Here is a 14,301-nt window from a genome sequence, read left to right as displayed (position 1 = left end):
TTCGGAAGAGAGTGACCATTTAATTGAATATAATTGTCCTATTTCCTACCACTTGTATTTTCTTGGCCAGATGATATTTGATGGCTTTGGAAAGCACTACTTTTTCTACATCCTGCCCGATCTGAACCAGGTCCTCCACGGTATTATGGTGCCGTACCCTGGCCACATCCTGTTCAATAATGGGGCCGGCATCCAACTCTTCTGTCACGTAGTGGGCTGTTGCACCGATAATTTTTACACCTCTCTTATATGCCGCATGATAGGGTTTGGCTCCTACAAAGGCCGGTAAAAAGGAATGGTGTATATTGATGATACTGTTGGGATAATCGCCTACAAAATCCCGGCTCAAAATCTGCATATACCGGGCCAATACCACAAAGTCTACCTGATTGCCTTTCAGCAATTCCAGCTGCTTCCGCTCCTGTTCCGCCTTGTTTTCTTTATTTACAGGAAAATGGTAAAAAGGAATGCCAAAGGCTTTTACCACGGGTCTCAGGTCCATATGGTTGGAGATGACCAACGGTATCTCCACCTGAAACTGGCCTGAGTGGTACCTGCTTAAAATATCAAAAAGACAATGGGATAATTTGGACACAAACAGCGCCATACGCGGTTTCGGATAGTTGAAGGAAAGCGAACATTTCATTTTGAATCTGTTCCCCACCTCTTCGGCAAAAACCCTTAAAATCTCATCTTTTACTATATTGAATGTATCCAGTTCCCATTCCGCCCGCATAAAAAAATCACCCACTTCGTCATCAATGTACTGGTCTACTTCGATAATATTTCCATTATTTCTGTACAGAAAATCCGATACCGCAGCCACTATCCCCTTGTTGTCTTTGCATTGAACGATTAAAATTGCAGTCTGCATGGTTTCTTTATTTTAAAGAAGTTATTTGGTTCCTCTAGATGATTCCGCTGATTTTTCTCTGGATAATGGTCATCAGGCCAGCAATGCCGTAATATCCTCCTGGCTGAGACTTTTGATAAAACTCTCTTCCGTACTGATCAGCTCACCTGCCAGGGCCATCTTTCTTTCCTGTAAAGTCATTATTTTTTCCTCTACGGTTTCCCTGGTAATGAATTTATAGATGATCACTTTATTCTGTTGACCGATTCTGTGTGCCCTGTCTATTGCCTGAGATTCTACGGCGGGGTTCCACCAAGGGTCCAGCATAAATACATACTCCGCTTTGGTAAGGTTCAGCCCTACCCCCCCTGCTTTGAGTGAGATTAAAAAGACCTTTATATCAGGATCTTCCTGAAAAGCATTCACTTGCGCCTGCCGGTTTTTAGTTGTGCCGTCCAGGTAAGAATATTGCAGTTCCTCCTCATCCAAGAACCTTCTCACCAATGAAAGATGTTTTACAAATTGGCTAAAAATAAGCACTTTATGTCCCTCGCTTACGGTAGACTTTATCATGTGTACCACATCTTCCATCTTTCCTGAATCACCTTCATACATTTCATCAGCCATTTTGGGGTGGTTGGCGATCTGTCTGAGTTGTGTCAGGCCTTTCAGCAGGGTCAGGGATTTCTGAGGCACTCCCGGGACAGACATCTCATCAATGAGCTTATCCCTGTAATAGTTTTTCACTTCCTCATAAGCTTTTTGCTGCTCATCGGTCATGGTAGAATACTTGACGTTGATCACCTTCTCGGGCAGATCAGTAGCTACCTGGGACTTAAGCCTTCTAAGAATAAAGGGCTTGATCATGGCATTCAACTTGGATATCTTGTCCGAGTCGTTCTTTTTTTCTATAGGAAGTAAAAACTGCTTTTTGAAACCATGTTGATTTCCCAATAGTCCCCTGTTGATAAAATTCATCTGGGACCAGAGGTCCATGGTTCCGTTCTCCACAGGAGTACCCGTAAGAATCATTTTGTGTTGGCTGTTCAGCTGCACGACTGCTTTTGAAATGATGCTGTCGGGATTTTTAATCGCTTGTGACTCATCCAGAATAATATAGTTGAAATAAAACCCCTTTAGTACGTCCACGTCCATACGGGTAATCCCGTAAGACGTCAATACAAGATCATAGCGGTCAAAACTGCTGCAGTCTTTGATTCTTTGGGAACCTGTATAGGTCAGAATCTTTAATTTAGGTGTGAATTTTTTGGCTTCGAGCTCCCAGTTATAAATCAATGAAGTCGGCATGACCAATAAAGAGGTAGCCCCTTCCGTCCGCTCTTTTTCGGAAGCAAGGAGGGCCAAAGTCTGTACGGTCTTTCCCAACCCCATATCGTCTGCCAGACATCCTCCGAAATGGTATTCGTTGAGAAACCTCATCCAGTTATACCCTGCCTTTTGGTAAGGTCTCAGGGTCCCCTTAAAATATTTCGAGAGATCATAATCCTCGATGCTGGAAAAATCCCTTAATTTTCTGAGCCTATCGCTTAGGGAAAGTTTTAGAAGGTTCCCTTTTTCGAGTTCCTGGGCCAGGGCGATATGATGTTTCTTCAATCTGAGCGGATGGTCGGTTTCCTCCTGATGTTCCATGAAGGAAAAAATCTCCGCGTAGTTTACAAACCAAGACTTTGGAATGATCGCCACCTCCTTGTTTGGCAGTTCTATTTCAGTTTTACCTTTCATCAGGAGTTTCCGGAATTTCACAAAAGGAATCTGGTAATCCCCAAAGGTAACCATGGCTTCTACATCAAACCAGTCGATTTTTTCATTGATTTTTATGGATATGTTCGCCTGCCCGATAAAATATTTCTTCCCTTTTTCATTGTTGGACTGCACGATTTTAATGCCTATATCATCCAGTTCCGGCTTATAGTTCATGATCCAATCATAGGCCATCCTCTTGCTCATTGCCTGCCTGCTGTTCCTTACCGCCAGACCGCGGCTTTTTAGAAAATCTCCGTAAAACGCTTCTTTCTGAAGATCCCGGACCACTTTATAAAAAACATACTCGTCACCGTCTTTTTCCAACTCTACATTGGTGGGAGAAGCCTGGTCAGCCCGGAACGTATAATCACCATACCGGAACCTCAAGTCAAAAACCATCTTTTCCTCCTCTTCATCCTCCATTTTGCCTCCAAACATATCTGTACTGGGGTTGCCGGGGAGATCGCTCAAATACAACTGTACTTTGGGCTGGGAGCGCTCTACCTTGATATCAAATCCCTTTGCATATACGTCAAAAGAAGCTACCAATTGGGTCACAAACTTCTGGTAATAAGATTCCTCAACCTTTCTTGGTATAACTATAAACTTCTTATTTAAGAATGGCAGGAGTTTTTTCCCATCTACGTCTTTTTCAAAATTATAGAGCCTGTTGTCAACCACTAGCCATGCAGGGTCATAGCATAACAGATAGGCTCCTCTATATTGCCATTCCAGCTTCTCTTCCAAATATTTTATGGTAGGAAAGTAATGGGTATTCTCTTCATTACGCCGAAAGTGAAACAACACAGAGGCCTTTTCCGGCATTACTTCAATTTCCTTCCAAATGGGATTACCATCATTTCCCATTTCAAAAAGACGTTTGCCTTTGATCCTGCTGAGTATCTTGGACCGGGTATTTTCCAGCCGGTGGTCGATCAGCTTTTGGACCTCTTTATTGGAAGAATTGGAATTCTGCCCATCATAGATTTTTCTTAGAAAGTCCTTGGGCTTGATATTTTTACTGTTAAATTTCTTGACAATGGCCTCCTGCTGCATGCTGTCCATGAGTTTGATCAGTTCATAATCTGTATCATCCAACTCAGTGGCAAATTCATTGGCGTTTTTGAATGAAATATTTTGATAGGCATAGGACAGCCTTCCTTTGTCATCCAACTGAATGGCAAAGGACTCAAAAAGAATTCCCAAAAACTCATGATTGAACAGGGAATAAATTATTCTAAACGGCTTATCTGAAGCTACTTTCATTAAAACAGCATTTTGAACAAAATGGGTTCACGACCCACTATTTATCATTTTTGGCAGCTTGCAAATTACAGAATTATTTAAAAAATAATTAATTCTTGCCGTAATAATTGCTTTATAAATGCAAGGTTGTTTGTACCCGGGATGCTATCAGGGCTGGGCGGTAAGAAGCCAGAAAAGTAATCAATATCACACTGATGCTGGTAAACAAAAAGTCCGATACCTGCATCTTAACAGGATAACTTTCCACGATGGATGAAGTCACTCCCAGTGACACGAGTCCAAAAGCATCCTGAAGCCAACAAAGAATAAATCCGACAAGAATTCCCACTGCCGCACCGGTGAAAGCAATGATAGCCCCCTCCTTGATGTAGATGGATTTTATCAGTTTTTTCGTTGCTCCCATTGAAAACAACACAGCAATGTCTTTTTTCTTCTCGATGGCCAACATGCTCAATGAAAAGAAAATATTGAAGGAAGCTACCGCCAGTATAAAAGTAAGGGTAAGAAAAACAAACAGTTTTTCCAGACGGATGGTCATCAGCAAACCCGCATGCTGTTCATCGGTATCTTTAACCGAAAAATTCTCGCCCACATAATTACGGATACGGTTTTTGACTTTCTTGATGTCATGTCCCTGAATCACCTTAATCTCCAGCGCGGTCCTTCTATTGCCATAATTCAGAAGGCGGGCTGCAAAGTCCAGAGGAGCTATGACATATTCATCATCAAATTGCTTTTCTATACTGAAAATCCCGACCGGTTTGATTACTTCGCGATTATACATGCTGCTGGGGTCAATGGATCCTGCCCTTGGGGCTTTTGGATAAAACACCTGCATCAGCTCAAATTCATCATCAAGCCCGACCTGAAGAAAATAAGAAAGGTTGCGTCCGATGATCGCGTGGGGCTGGCCCGGCTGTCCCAATGACATTTCCCCCGTAAAGTACCCCTTTTCAAACCTGTTCTGTCTCAAAAAATTGTCTGACACACCTTTTATGGTAGCCACCACCTGGTTTTCGCCATATTTGAAAAGTGCATTGTCTTCTATTACTTCCGTGAGTACCTCTACCCCTTCTATCGCTTCAATGCCTTTCAGCCAGTCAGTGTCCACTTCGAATGATTTTCCAAGAACCGGTTCTACTTTGAGTTCGGCATCAAAAGAGGCATATAGATTTTTAATAAGATCTTCCAGTCCATTGAATACCGAAAGCACCACCACCAAAGCCATGGTGCCGACGGCTACGCCGATCATGGATATCCTGGAAAGTACCGTAATAAAATTCCGCTTCTTTTTGCTACGGAAATATCTCGCCGCTATGAAAAATGAAAGGTTCAATGCTCAGTTTCGGTTAATCTTCTTCCTCTTCCTCATCAGACGCTTCGGGAATATCCAGCTTGGATATGACATCATCCATATGCTGGGCATAAGCAGCGGATTCATCCAAATAAAAAACCAATTCGGGAATCAGTCTCACCGTTTTCCCGATCCTGACACCCAGGTTTTTACGGATGCTTTTTTTATTTTCATTTATTTTTTCAAAAATTTCCTGGTTGTTGGCAAGTAAGAAACTCAGGTATACCTTGGCTACACCGAGATCCGGGCTCATGTGCACACGGGTAACCGTAACCATGGCATTTCCCACCAGCGCCCTTGATTCTCTTTGAAAAATCTGGCCAAGCTCTTTTTGGATAAGTTTTGCGTATTTTTGCTGCCTTTTACTTTCCATAATGAATATTTATTATACGCAAATTTAGTGAAATATATGAGTAACCTTTAATTTCGTGGTTTCAGATTATAAACAAATCGTTTCTTGCTGTCTTTTTTCAAAATCAATGATCCCTGGCGGATGATAGGAATTCTGTTCCTATTGATGCTGCTGCGTGTACCCTATTTAATGATGAACCTTCCCGTCATTCAGCCGGAAATAATCTGGTTGCTTATGGGAGAGAGAATTTCTGATGGCCATTTGATGTACACCGGCATTTTGGATGACACGGGTCCTTTTTCCTCCCTGGTTTATTGGGCCAGCCATGTCCTGTTCGGAAAATCTGCAAGTGCCTATCGGTTTATGGCTTTTTTTGTCATACTGTTCCAAGTGTATTATATCAACCATCTTTTTATCCGGTTTAAAACATTTGATGAAAACAGCTACATACCTGCCTTTGTGATGGCCGTTTTGTTTCATATCTCATTTGATTTTCTCACCCTATCCCCCGGCCTTCTAGGCGGGACCTTTATTTTGCTGGCTTTTGGGCAGCTCCTGGGCCAAACCTCCCTCAATCAAAACCCAACAGAATCCGTCCTGCTTATGGGACTTTATGCAGGAATTGGTTTCTGCTTTCATTTCCCCTTGGTGGTGTTTCTTCCTTTTCTGATATTGAGTGGAATAATGATCAATGGTTTTTCTTTCCAGCAACTGGCCCTGAGTGTAACCGGGTATTTATTGCCGGTCTCCATATGTGCACTTTTTTTCTTTTGGATGGACGGACTATATGAATTCGTACAGCATTTTTTCCTCACGTCCAGAACGGTGGATAAAATCTTCCACGTACAATATGCTGATCTATTATTTCTGTTCCTTCTTCCATGTCTGCTATCTTTAGCCGGGTACCTCAGAAACAATTTTATCGGCAGGATGAACCTCACCCAACAAAAACAAAACCAGTTGTTTGTAGTGTATGGGATTTTTCTGGTAGGTACGGTTTTTCTTATCAACAGACTTTCCCCTTACCAGTTCATTTGTTTTCTTCCCGTCTTTACTTACTTTGTTACCCACCTGATTGTCAGTCATCCCAGACCAATGCTCCAATCCATATTGTTCTATTCGTTTTTTCTCATCATTCCTTTTATGGGATACAGCTGGGCATTTTACAAGAAAAATGACCCATCTTTTATTCAATACGCCATCCTGCCGGAAGAAAAGCATTTGCTTACTTCAGGCTTGCCCATATTGGTTCTGGGAAATGACCCATCCTACTATCACAATGCTTCCCTAGCCACTCCTTACCTGCATTTCGGCCTGGCGAGAAACTATTGGAGAAACAGGGATGATCTGGAAGTACTGACGAACACGTATCTTTCTTTTATAGAAGAACGGCCCGTATACGTCATAGATGAGGAAGGGGTCTTTAAAAATTTGATGGAGCAACTCCCCAAGCTTAAGAACATGTACCTGGAAGAAAAACCCGGGGTCTATAGGTTGAAATGAAAAACGGCTCCATGCAATTCCATGGAACCGTTTGATGAATTTTTTACGCTTGTCGTCATTAACAAGGGATTTTACCCACCCTGCGGGCATGCCTTCCACCTTCAAACTCCGTGTTAAGGAAAATATCAACCAATTTCTCCGTTAACGCATAGGGAATAAACCTGGCAGGCAGAGCAATAAGATTGGCATCGTTGTGCTGTCTTGCCAATGCGGCAAGTTCTTCATTCCAGCATATTGCGGCTCTGATTCCCTGATGTTTGTTGGCGGTAATGGCTACTCCATTACCGCTACCGCAAATTATTACTCCCAGGTCCATCTCTCTTTTCTCTATCGCTTCACAGAGTGGATGGACATAGTCCGGGTAGTCTACCGAATCAGAAGTGTCAGGACCAAAATCCTTTACCTCATAGCCTTTGTTTTCTAATAGGGTTATCAGCCGCTGTTTGTATTCGAATCCGGCATGGTCACCGCCAATGGCAATCAACTTAGACATAATTTTAATATTATTAGTTATTCATTAACTCCTCTTCCCTTCTCTTTTTTTCCAGTCTTTTAGCGATGATAATCCCCGCTTCATACAAAACCAGTATAGGCATGGCAATCAATATCTGGCTGATCACATCCGGAGGTGTAATCAATGCCGAAAGTACTAATATTACAACGATGGCATGCCGCCTATAAGTCTTTAGCATCAAAGAAGAAACCAGGCCAGCTTTGGTAAGAAAGTAGATGACGATGGGTAGCTGGAACATTACCGCGGAGGCCAGCACCAGCATAGAAAGTGTGGACACATACGAGGTAATATCAAACTCATTGGCGATGGTGGGATCCAACTGGTAATTGGAAAGAAAATTGATGGATAACGGCGCCAATATAAAATATCCAAAACTGGCCCCCAAGAAAAACAGGAAGCTTACGAAGAACACGGCTCCCCGCGCTGCATTTCTTTCCTGATCATATAACCCCGGACTGATAAATTTCCATACTTCCCAAAAAACATAGGGAAACGCCGCGATCAAGCCTACCACCAGACTGGACGTGATATGCATGGAAAACTGTCCTGTCATCTGCCTGCTTTGAATGATGAAGGGGAGTTCCTGTATACACAGGGCAGGTATGGACAAAGCATCCGAGATATTACAGAGTACCCTGTAGGTAATGAAGTCAATTTTCGACGGTCCCAGAATCACCTTCCCGAACACGAAGCTTTTCGATAAAAAAGCCAGAACCATGAACACCAATATGGCCGAAATGGACCGCAGCAGATGCCAACGCAACTGCTCTAAATGGTCCAAAAAGGACATGTTACCGTCCTCTTCCTCTTCTTCTTTGTACTGATCCAGTGCCACTTAATTTGATGTTATTAATATAAAGGAAATTGAACCATCCAATTGTTGACTTCATTTTTGATATCCTCAAGCGTTGCTTCTTCATCATGGTGGGTCAAAGACCTGTCTATCAAATCAACAATTTTCAACATATCATTTTCTTTTAATCCCCGTGTGGTCACAGCGGCTGTTCCTACGCGCATCCCCGAGGTCACAAAAGGTGATCGGGTATCAAATGGCACCATATTTTTGTTAATGGTAATATCTACCTTGCCCAAGGTTTCCTCTGCAAGTTTCCCTGTCAGGTCTTTGTTTCTGAGATCAATAAGCATTAAATGATTGTCTGTGCCACCGGAAATAAGTTTGTAACCTTTCTCTACAAACGCATTTGCCATTACAGCGGCGTTCTTCTTTACCTGAAGGACATAGTCCATATAGTCATCGGACAGGGCCTCCTGAAAAGCTACGGCTTTTGCAGCAATGATATGTTCCAAAGGCCCGCCTTGGGTACCTGGGAACACTCCTGAGTCCAGAAGAGAGGACATTTTTCTAAGCTCACCTTTTGGCGTTTTCAGTCCAAAAGGATTGTCAAAATCCTCTCTCATTAAAATCAATCCCCCTCTGGGTCCTCTTAATGTTTTATGGGTGGTGGTGGTCACTACATGGCAGTGTTCCAAGGGGTCGTTGAGAAGCCCTCTGGCGATAAGTCCAGCAGGATGGGCTATATCCGCCAGTAAGATCGCGCCCACTTCATCTGCAATGGCTCGAAGCCTTTCGTAGTCCCAATCCCTGCTGTAAGCAGACGCCCCGCAAATAAGAAGCTTGGGTTTCACCTCTTTTGCCTTGGCCTCCACCTTGTCATAATCGATGATGCCGGTTTCCTCTTCGACACCGTAAAAATGGGGGACATACAGCTTTCCTGAAAAATTCACCGGGGATCCGTGGGTTAAATGACCTCCATGGGAAAGATCAAAACCCAGAATGGCATCACCAGCCTTGAGACATGCTAAAAATACCGCCGCATTGGCCTGGGCGCCGGAATGCGGCTGCACGTTGGCCCAAGTGGCACCAAACAACTCCTTCGCCCTGTCTATGGCTATCTGCTCAATTTCATCTACTACTTCACAACCACCATAATACCGCTTATTGGGTAATCCTTCGGCATATTTATTGGTCAGTACGCTGCCCGCAGCTTCCATGACCTGCTTACTTGTAAAATTTTCCGAGGCGATCAATTCTATACCTCTTTTCTGACGGTCTTCCTCTTTGGCAATTAAGTCAAATATTACCTGATCTCTTTTCATTTAATATCTTGCTGTAAGTTTATCTTCGGTATTGAAAATATGTAATAAGTGGTTCAGGCCTCTGTAAAACCTTAAGTTTAAACCAGGCTCCTTATTTTGTCAGCCAAAATTACTTGGAAACAATGTATAATCCAATTGTAAGATTAAATGATTGTCTTTTAGTGAAAAAGATTAGCCCTGTCCTATCCGTCTTATTTTGACGGCTTGAGGACAGGGCTGTACAAGCAAAGGAAGTTTCAGAAGCTCACTTTCACATTCAGGGCCACATTTCTTCCTATTTGATGGATGCCAAAAGGTCTGTAAAGAGACATGTGGTCCAAATAGGTCACATTCAGTAGATTGGTTCCGGAAATATAGGTTTCGATCAGTTGATTGCCGATATTAAAACTACTGCCTACATTCACTCCCAGCAGATAATAACCGGGGGTGGCTGCTTCCAACAGGGCCGGTCTGTTCTGATCAAATACCAGGGAACCAAGAAAGCTCAGATAGGGGGTCCTGAATCCGGAAAAATCACGGAAATTAAAAGAAACTTCCTGATTCCACCGGAAAGCGGGGATATAGGGAAGATAGGTATTGTCTGACCGCCTCCTTCCTATTACCATGCTGTAGGATGTGGACCCTGATATCCATCTGGCCCTGGAAGGGTGGAGATCCAAAAATGCCTCTCCCCCGTATAACCGGGCATTGTCCTGCTCAAATCTCCAGACCGTCAGGTCGCCCACAAATTCGTCCGTGGGTGCAAAGAAAATATAATTGTTGACGTGATTGTAAAAACCCTCCAGTGCCAGTGAAAAGTCATTCGTTTTGTACCTTATCCCTAGGTCCGATTGTATGTTTTGCTCTCTCTCAAAGCTCGTATTGCCCGATTCGAATCTTGAAGTGCCCGGGTGTGGGCCATTGGAATACAGCTCCGCCAAATCAGGCGCTCTGAATCCGGAGGCTACGTTGAGCCGAAACCTCCATCGGTCATCGGGCCTGAAGGTGGCGCCTCCGCTGGCTGTGATGCCATCAAAAGATTTGGAAAGTCTCCTGGATTCAGGATCTCCGGGAAGTTCAAAACCATAATCCAAAAACTTCTGGGCACTGGCATCCGCATCCACTTTCCGGTAATCATACCGAAGCCCTCCCTGCAACACCCAATGCTCCTTCGAATAATTCAAAAGGCCGTATATGGAGCGGTCGTCTTTAGTGGCATCGGGAATAAGGAATTCCTGGGCACGGTCATAGTTGATATTCTGTAAATAGAACCCCTGAATACCAAAAATAGCTTCCAAATCATTGGAAATGGATTTGTAATATTTAAGGTCATACATGAAGTTCTGCTGTCGCAGTCCTAAATCGACCTCGTTGACATCCTCTTCTATTTCCTCTCTGAAATTCCAGTGATAACCCATAGTCACTTTCAGTTTGTCGTCACCCAGAAACACATTGGTTTCCGAATTGAGAAAGTGATCAGACACATCCTGGAACGGCAATTGCATTTCCCTGTCATTGCGGGTGGTCACTAATACTTCCGGTTCATCTTCTTCCAATATGCCCAACCGCTGTTTTAGATAAGTATACCGTATACGGGTATCTCCCCATTTTTTCTGCAGGCCCACACCTGCCTTGATATTCTGTGTATTGAACCTGGTATTGCCCACGGGGCTTCCGTCACCGTCCAGGTAATCTGCATGGGATTCCGAGGCGCCTCTCAATGACCAGATTATCCCCCCATCGGTCGCCCCCTTCACTCCTGCCTCCACCCTTCCTCCAAGCGAGTTGCTATAGGCGCGCATATTGATGTCACCGCTTGTCTGTCCAAGAGATGCATCATTATCCTCCAAAAGGTTAACCACTCCTGCCATGGCTCCCGACCCATAAATGATTGAAGCGGGTCCTTTTATTATTTCTACGCCGGAGAGGCCCGTTTCAGTCAGGCCAAGACCGTGATCCGCCCCCCACTGTTGGTTCTCAAAACGGGCACCCTGATACACCGACAATACCCGGCTGAAAGAGAGGCCTCTGATAACGGGCTTGCTGATACCCGGACCCAATGAAACCTCGCTTACCCCAGGGGTTTTAGCCAGGGCTGACATCAATGAAGGCGCCGGACTTTTAAGGATGTCATTTCTATTTATTTTCTCAATGGATATGGGAGAGCTCTCCCTGCTCATGACGTAAGCTGCCGAAACCACAATCTCATCTACAGATGTGGTGGTCTCTTCCATTTCTAAAGTCAGGAATCTGCTTTGTGAGGGGTTTACTTTGGCAATAAAAGAAGCAAAGCCCATATAAGTGAATTGAATGGAAATGCTCCTTGAGGGCAAAGATCCTATCATATATTCGCCCCGGTTGTTTGTTACGGTTCCCCGGTTCAGCTCGGGAACAAAAACAGAAACGCCAGGCATGGGTTCACCTGTATTTTTGTCCACAACTTTTCCGGAAATGGACTGACTATCGTTTTGGGCCATGGCTACACTGGTTGCCAGCACCAACACCCATAAAATAATAATTTTCATTTTAAAGAACTGGTTTTGAATGACATACTTCCTAAAAAAACTGCAAATCGCTTGTAATCTAGCGTATTCCCTTTCATACCTGTTTGACAGGGTGGCTGCCAAGCCAAAGGACTACGAAAGAAATAAAAGGGATGACGGGGGGCCCCGTAAGGATAGTGTGTCAATACACTCTAGTGATGGCGCTTCCGATAAAATGAAAGACCGGACTTCCTGGTATTCCACCAGCAGCATCGAACAAAAACCTATTCTTTCCGGTAAAAAATACTGGGCATGGGTAACAAGATCCAGGAGAATGATCTCATTCTCGGTGTGGTCCCTTTTTTGCTCCTCCTCTTCGGAAAGAAACGGGTGGGCATGCCGGATGGTTTCCCCTGAATCAAGGTCGTGCTCGTGATAGAAAAATATACTATTGGCCAGCATCAGAAACATCAGGCCCAAAAAGGCGTGACTTGCTGCCGGCAATATTTTTCTTATCAGTTTCACTTTATCCGCTTATGGTTTTATGATCCCAGCACAATATTAGAGAAATAATGCGAGCTATCCAATATTTTTTATAGATATGTCTTATTTTTTATTTAGACAACCCTAAATTACATGCCCGGAATGCTTTCTTAAAATCCTATTTATCCGTTATCTTTGAATTCATGGATTTCGAATTCACACCAGACACTTACTTTGATGGCACGGGGCCTTCCACGCTCATCGCCAAACTGACTTATCCTGAAAGTCAATGGGGGGAGGAAATCTGTATATTTGCCTCTTCTCTTGACGGAAAGATTTTATATGATGTGGTGGATTTTTATGGAAACGATTATCATATCACTCCGGAAACTTCAGACCTTCCCATCACCTTACAGGAGTTGATTGTTATGATCGAATCGCTGGAAGTGAACGCCGCAACTGAATTGGGTCACATAAATACCGCCTTGACGGGGATACCTCAGGCTGAAAGTTTGCTGTACAAAGATTTGGAACTGTTTTTTAATGAGAAAAGGAAGCATTTCGGTTTTATCTGATGGCAGGTTATAGGATAACCCCATTCCCTGATTTTATAGATCTGATAATAAATTGCCATTTTTTTTGCTAAAATGCTTACCCCTTCCTCTATCCGCGATATTTTATCTACTTTTACGGCTTAATTTAAGCCATGACCAATATATCGCTGATTGCTGTTTCTATTCTTATAGGCATTTTGCTTCAAAAATTGAAGGATTTTCCTGCTGACGCGCCCAGAACCCTCAATGCTTACCTGATTTATGTGGTTTTGCCTGCTGTTTCCCTTTTGCATATTTCCAAAATAGATATCACATTGGCTTTGCTGTTACCCATTTCGGTAGCTTGGATTACTTTCACGTTTACTTGGATATTTTTTGGTTATCTGGGTAAGAAATTTAATTGGAAAAGGAATACGATAGGCTGTCTCATCATATGTGGCGGGCTGTCAAACACCGGTTTTGTGGGTTATCCTGTCATCGAGGCCATATTTGGGGCAGAAGGTCTGAAAATTGCCATTTTGGTGGACCAGCCAGGTTCATTTATCGTGGTGAGCAGTTTGGCTATTGTTGTGGCTTCCATATACGGAGCAGAAAAAATGCGCAAGCGCGACATTTCAAAAAAGATGTTGCTTTTCCCTCCCTTTTTGTTCTTTCTCTTCGCCATCATTTTGAATCTGCTCAATATGCCGGTGAGTGGCATGGCCGAATCCATTCTGCAAAGCTTAGCAGGGACATTGACCCCTATTGCGCTTATCGCGGTGGGCATGCAGTTGAAAATCAGAACGAATGACATCAAAGACCATTACCTGTGGTATGGTCTCGCCCACAAGCTTTTTTTGGCACCTCTGCTGATTTACCTGATTTACGGGATGATCATTGGCAACAACCCTGCTGAGCAGCTGATCTATAAAGTGAGTGTCATGGAAGCCGCCATGGCTCCCATGATTACTTCATCCATCATTGCCTCGAGCTATAACTTAAGACCCAAAATGGCCTCGTTGTTGGTCGGATTAGGTATTCCCATTTCCCTTTTTACGCTGGCGTTTTGGTATTATGTCTTGAAGTTTACCCTATGACA

General features: G+C 43.5%; 12 protein-coding genes. 3 read left to right on the top strand and 9 right to left on the bottom strand.

Going from position 1 to position 14,301, the window contains the following annotated elements:
- Positions 1–19: 19 nt before the first annotated feature.
- The 4 genes from purU to rbfA form a co-directional block, all read right to left on the bottom strand.
- Positions 20–874, bottom strand: coding sequence for a formyltetrahydrofolate deformylase (purU, locus tag ACFPFU_RS05765; RefSeq protein WP_377062428.1), 855 nt, complete (start codon positions 872–874; stop codon positions 20–22).
- A 72-nt stretch (positions 875–946) separates the two neighbouring features.
- Entirely contained in the window at positions 947–3,883 is a 2,937-nt protein-coding gene (locus ACFPFU_RS05760; RefSeq protein ID WP_377062426.1) for a DEAD/DEAH box helicase, read from the bottom strand.
- A 112-nt stretch (positions 3,884–3,995) separates the two neighbouring features.
- Positions 3,996–5,219, bottom strand: a complete 1,224-nt coding sequence (locus ACFPFU_RS05755; RefSeq protein WP_377062424.1) for an FtsX-like permease family protein — start codon at positions 5,217–5,219, stop codon at positions 3,996–3,998.
- Positions 5,220–5,232: 13 nt separating this feature from the next.
- Positions 5,233–5,610: a 30S ribosome-binding factor RbfA gene (rbfA, locus tag ACFPFU_RS05750; RefSeq protein WP_377062422.1), complete on the bottom strand. Its 378-nt coding sequence runs from the start codon at positions 5,608–5,610 to the stop codon at positions 5,233–5,235.
- Positions 5,611–5,694: 84 nt separating this feature from the next.
- On the opposite strand from rbfA, the gene ACFPFU_RS05745 reads away from it, so the two are divergent.
- Positions 5,695–7,092: a hypothetical protein gene (locus ACFPFU_RS05745; protein WP_377062420.1), complete on the top strand. Its 1,398-nt coding sequence runs from the start codon at positions 5,695–5,697 to the stop codon at positions 7,090–7,092.
- Between the two features lie 58 nt (positions 7,093–7,150).
- Here ACFPFU_RS05745 and rpiB read toward each other — a convergent pair whose 3' ends face one another.
- From rpiB to ACFPFU_RS05720, 5 genes are all read right to left on the bottom strand, one after another.
- Positions 7,151–7,585 carry a ribose 5-phosphate isomerase B gene (gene rpiB, locus ACFPFU_RS05740; protein WP_377062418.1) on the bottom strand — a complete coding sequence of 145 codons (435 nt, stop codon included), beginning with the start codon at positions 7,583–7,585 and terminating at the stop codon, positions 7,151–7,153.
- Positions 7,586–7,598: 13 nt separating this feature from the next.
- Complete coding sequence (gene tatC / locus ACFPFU_RS05735) at positions 7,599–8,441, bottom strand: twin-arginine translocase subunit TatC (RefSeq protein ID WP_377062416.1); 843 nt, start codon at positions 8,439–8,441, stop codon at positions 7,599–7,601.
- Between the two features lie 14 nt (positions 8,442–8,455).
- A complete protein-coding gene (glyA, locus tag ACFPFU_RS05730; protein ID WP_377062414.1) occupies positions 8,456–9,724 on the bottom strand; it encodes a serine hydroxymethyltransferase in 1,269 nt (422 codons plus the stop codon).
- 236 nt (positions 9,725–9,960) lie between these two features.
- Positions 9,961–12,228: a TonB-dependent receptor gene (locus ACFPFU_RS05725; RefSeq protein ID WP_377062413.1), complete on the bottom strand. Its 2,268-nt coding sequence runs from the start codon at positions 12,226–12,228 to the stop codon at positions 9,961–9,963.
- A gap of 111 nt (positions 12,229–12,339) precedes the next feature.
- The gene (locus ACFPFU_RS05720; protein WP_377062411.1) at positions 12,340–12,711 is read right to left on the bottom strand and encodes a hypothetical protein; all 372 of its coding nucleotides are present in this window, start codon (positions 12,709–12,711) and stop codon (positions 12,340–12,342) included.
- Positions 12,712–12,872: 161 nt separating this feature from the next.
- Here ACFPFU_RS05720 and ACFPFU_RS05715 point away from each other — a divergent pair, with 161 nt between their 5' ends.
- Both ACFPFU_RS05715 and ACFPFU_RS05710 read left to right on the top strand, forming a co-directional pair.
- Positions 12,873–13,244 carry a UDP-glucuronosyltransferase gene (locus tag ACFPFU_RS05715; protein ID WP_377062409.1) on the top strand — a complete coding sequence of 124 codons (372 nt, stop codon included), beginning with the start codon at positions 12,873–12,875 and terminating at the stop codon, positions 13,242–13,244.
- A 131-nt stretch (positions 13,245–13,375) separates the two neighbouring features.
- A complete protein-coding gene (locus ACFPFU_RS05710; protein WP_377062407.1) occupies positions 13,376–14,299 on the top strand; it encodes an AEC family transporter in 924 nt (307 codons plus the stop codon).
- The last annotated feature ends 2 nt before the right edge of the window (positions 14,300–14,301 follow it).

The sequence above is a fragment of the Negadavirga shengliensis genome (assembly GCF_042652345.1).
Classification (GTDB): domain Bacteria; phylum Bacteroidota; class Bacteroidia; order Cytophagales; family Cyclobacteriaceae; genus Negadavirga; species Negadavirga shengliensis.
This window is presented reverse-complemented; position numbering and strand designations above follow the sequence as displayed.

Coding starts and splice junctions, on each gene's coding strand:
- purU (WP_377062428.1), bottom strand. CDS start 874: ATGCAGACTGCAATTTTAATCGTTCAATGCAAAGACAACAAGGGGATA.
- glyA (WP_377062414.1), bottom strand. CDS start 9,724: ATGAAAAGAGATCAGGTAATATTTGACTTAATTGCCAAAGAGGAAGAC.
- rbfA (WP_377062422.1), bottom strand. CDS start 5,610: ATGGAAAGTAAAAGGCAGCAAAAATACGCAAAACTTATCCAAAAAGAG.
- ACFPFU_RS05710 (WP_377062407.1), top strand. CDS start 13,376: ATGACCAATATATCGCTGATTGCTGTTTCTATTCTTATAGGCATTTTG.
- rpiB (WP_377062418.1), bottom strand. CDS start 7,585: ATGTCTAAGTTGATTGCCATTGGCGGTGACCATGCCGGATTCGAATAC.
- ACFPFU_RS05760 (WP_377062426.1), bottom strand. CDS start 3,883: ATGAAAGTAGCTTCAGATAAGCCGTTTAGAATAATTTATTCCCTGTTC.
- ACFPFU_RS05715 (WP_377062409.1), top strand. CDS start 12,873: ATGGATTTCGAATTCACACCAGACACTTACTTTGATGGCACGGGGCCT.
- ACFPFU_RS05725 (WP_377062413.1), bottom strand. CDS start 12,228: ATGAAAATTATTATTTTATGGGTGTTGGTGCTGGCAACCAGTGTAGCC.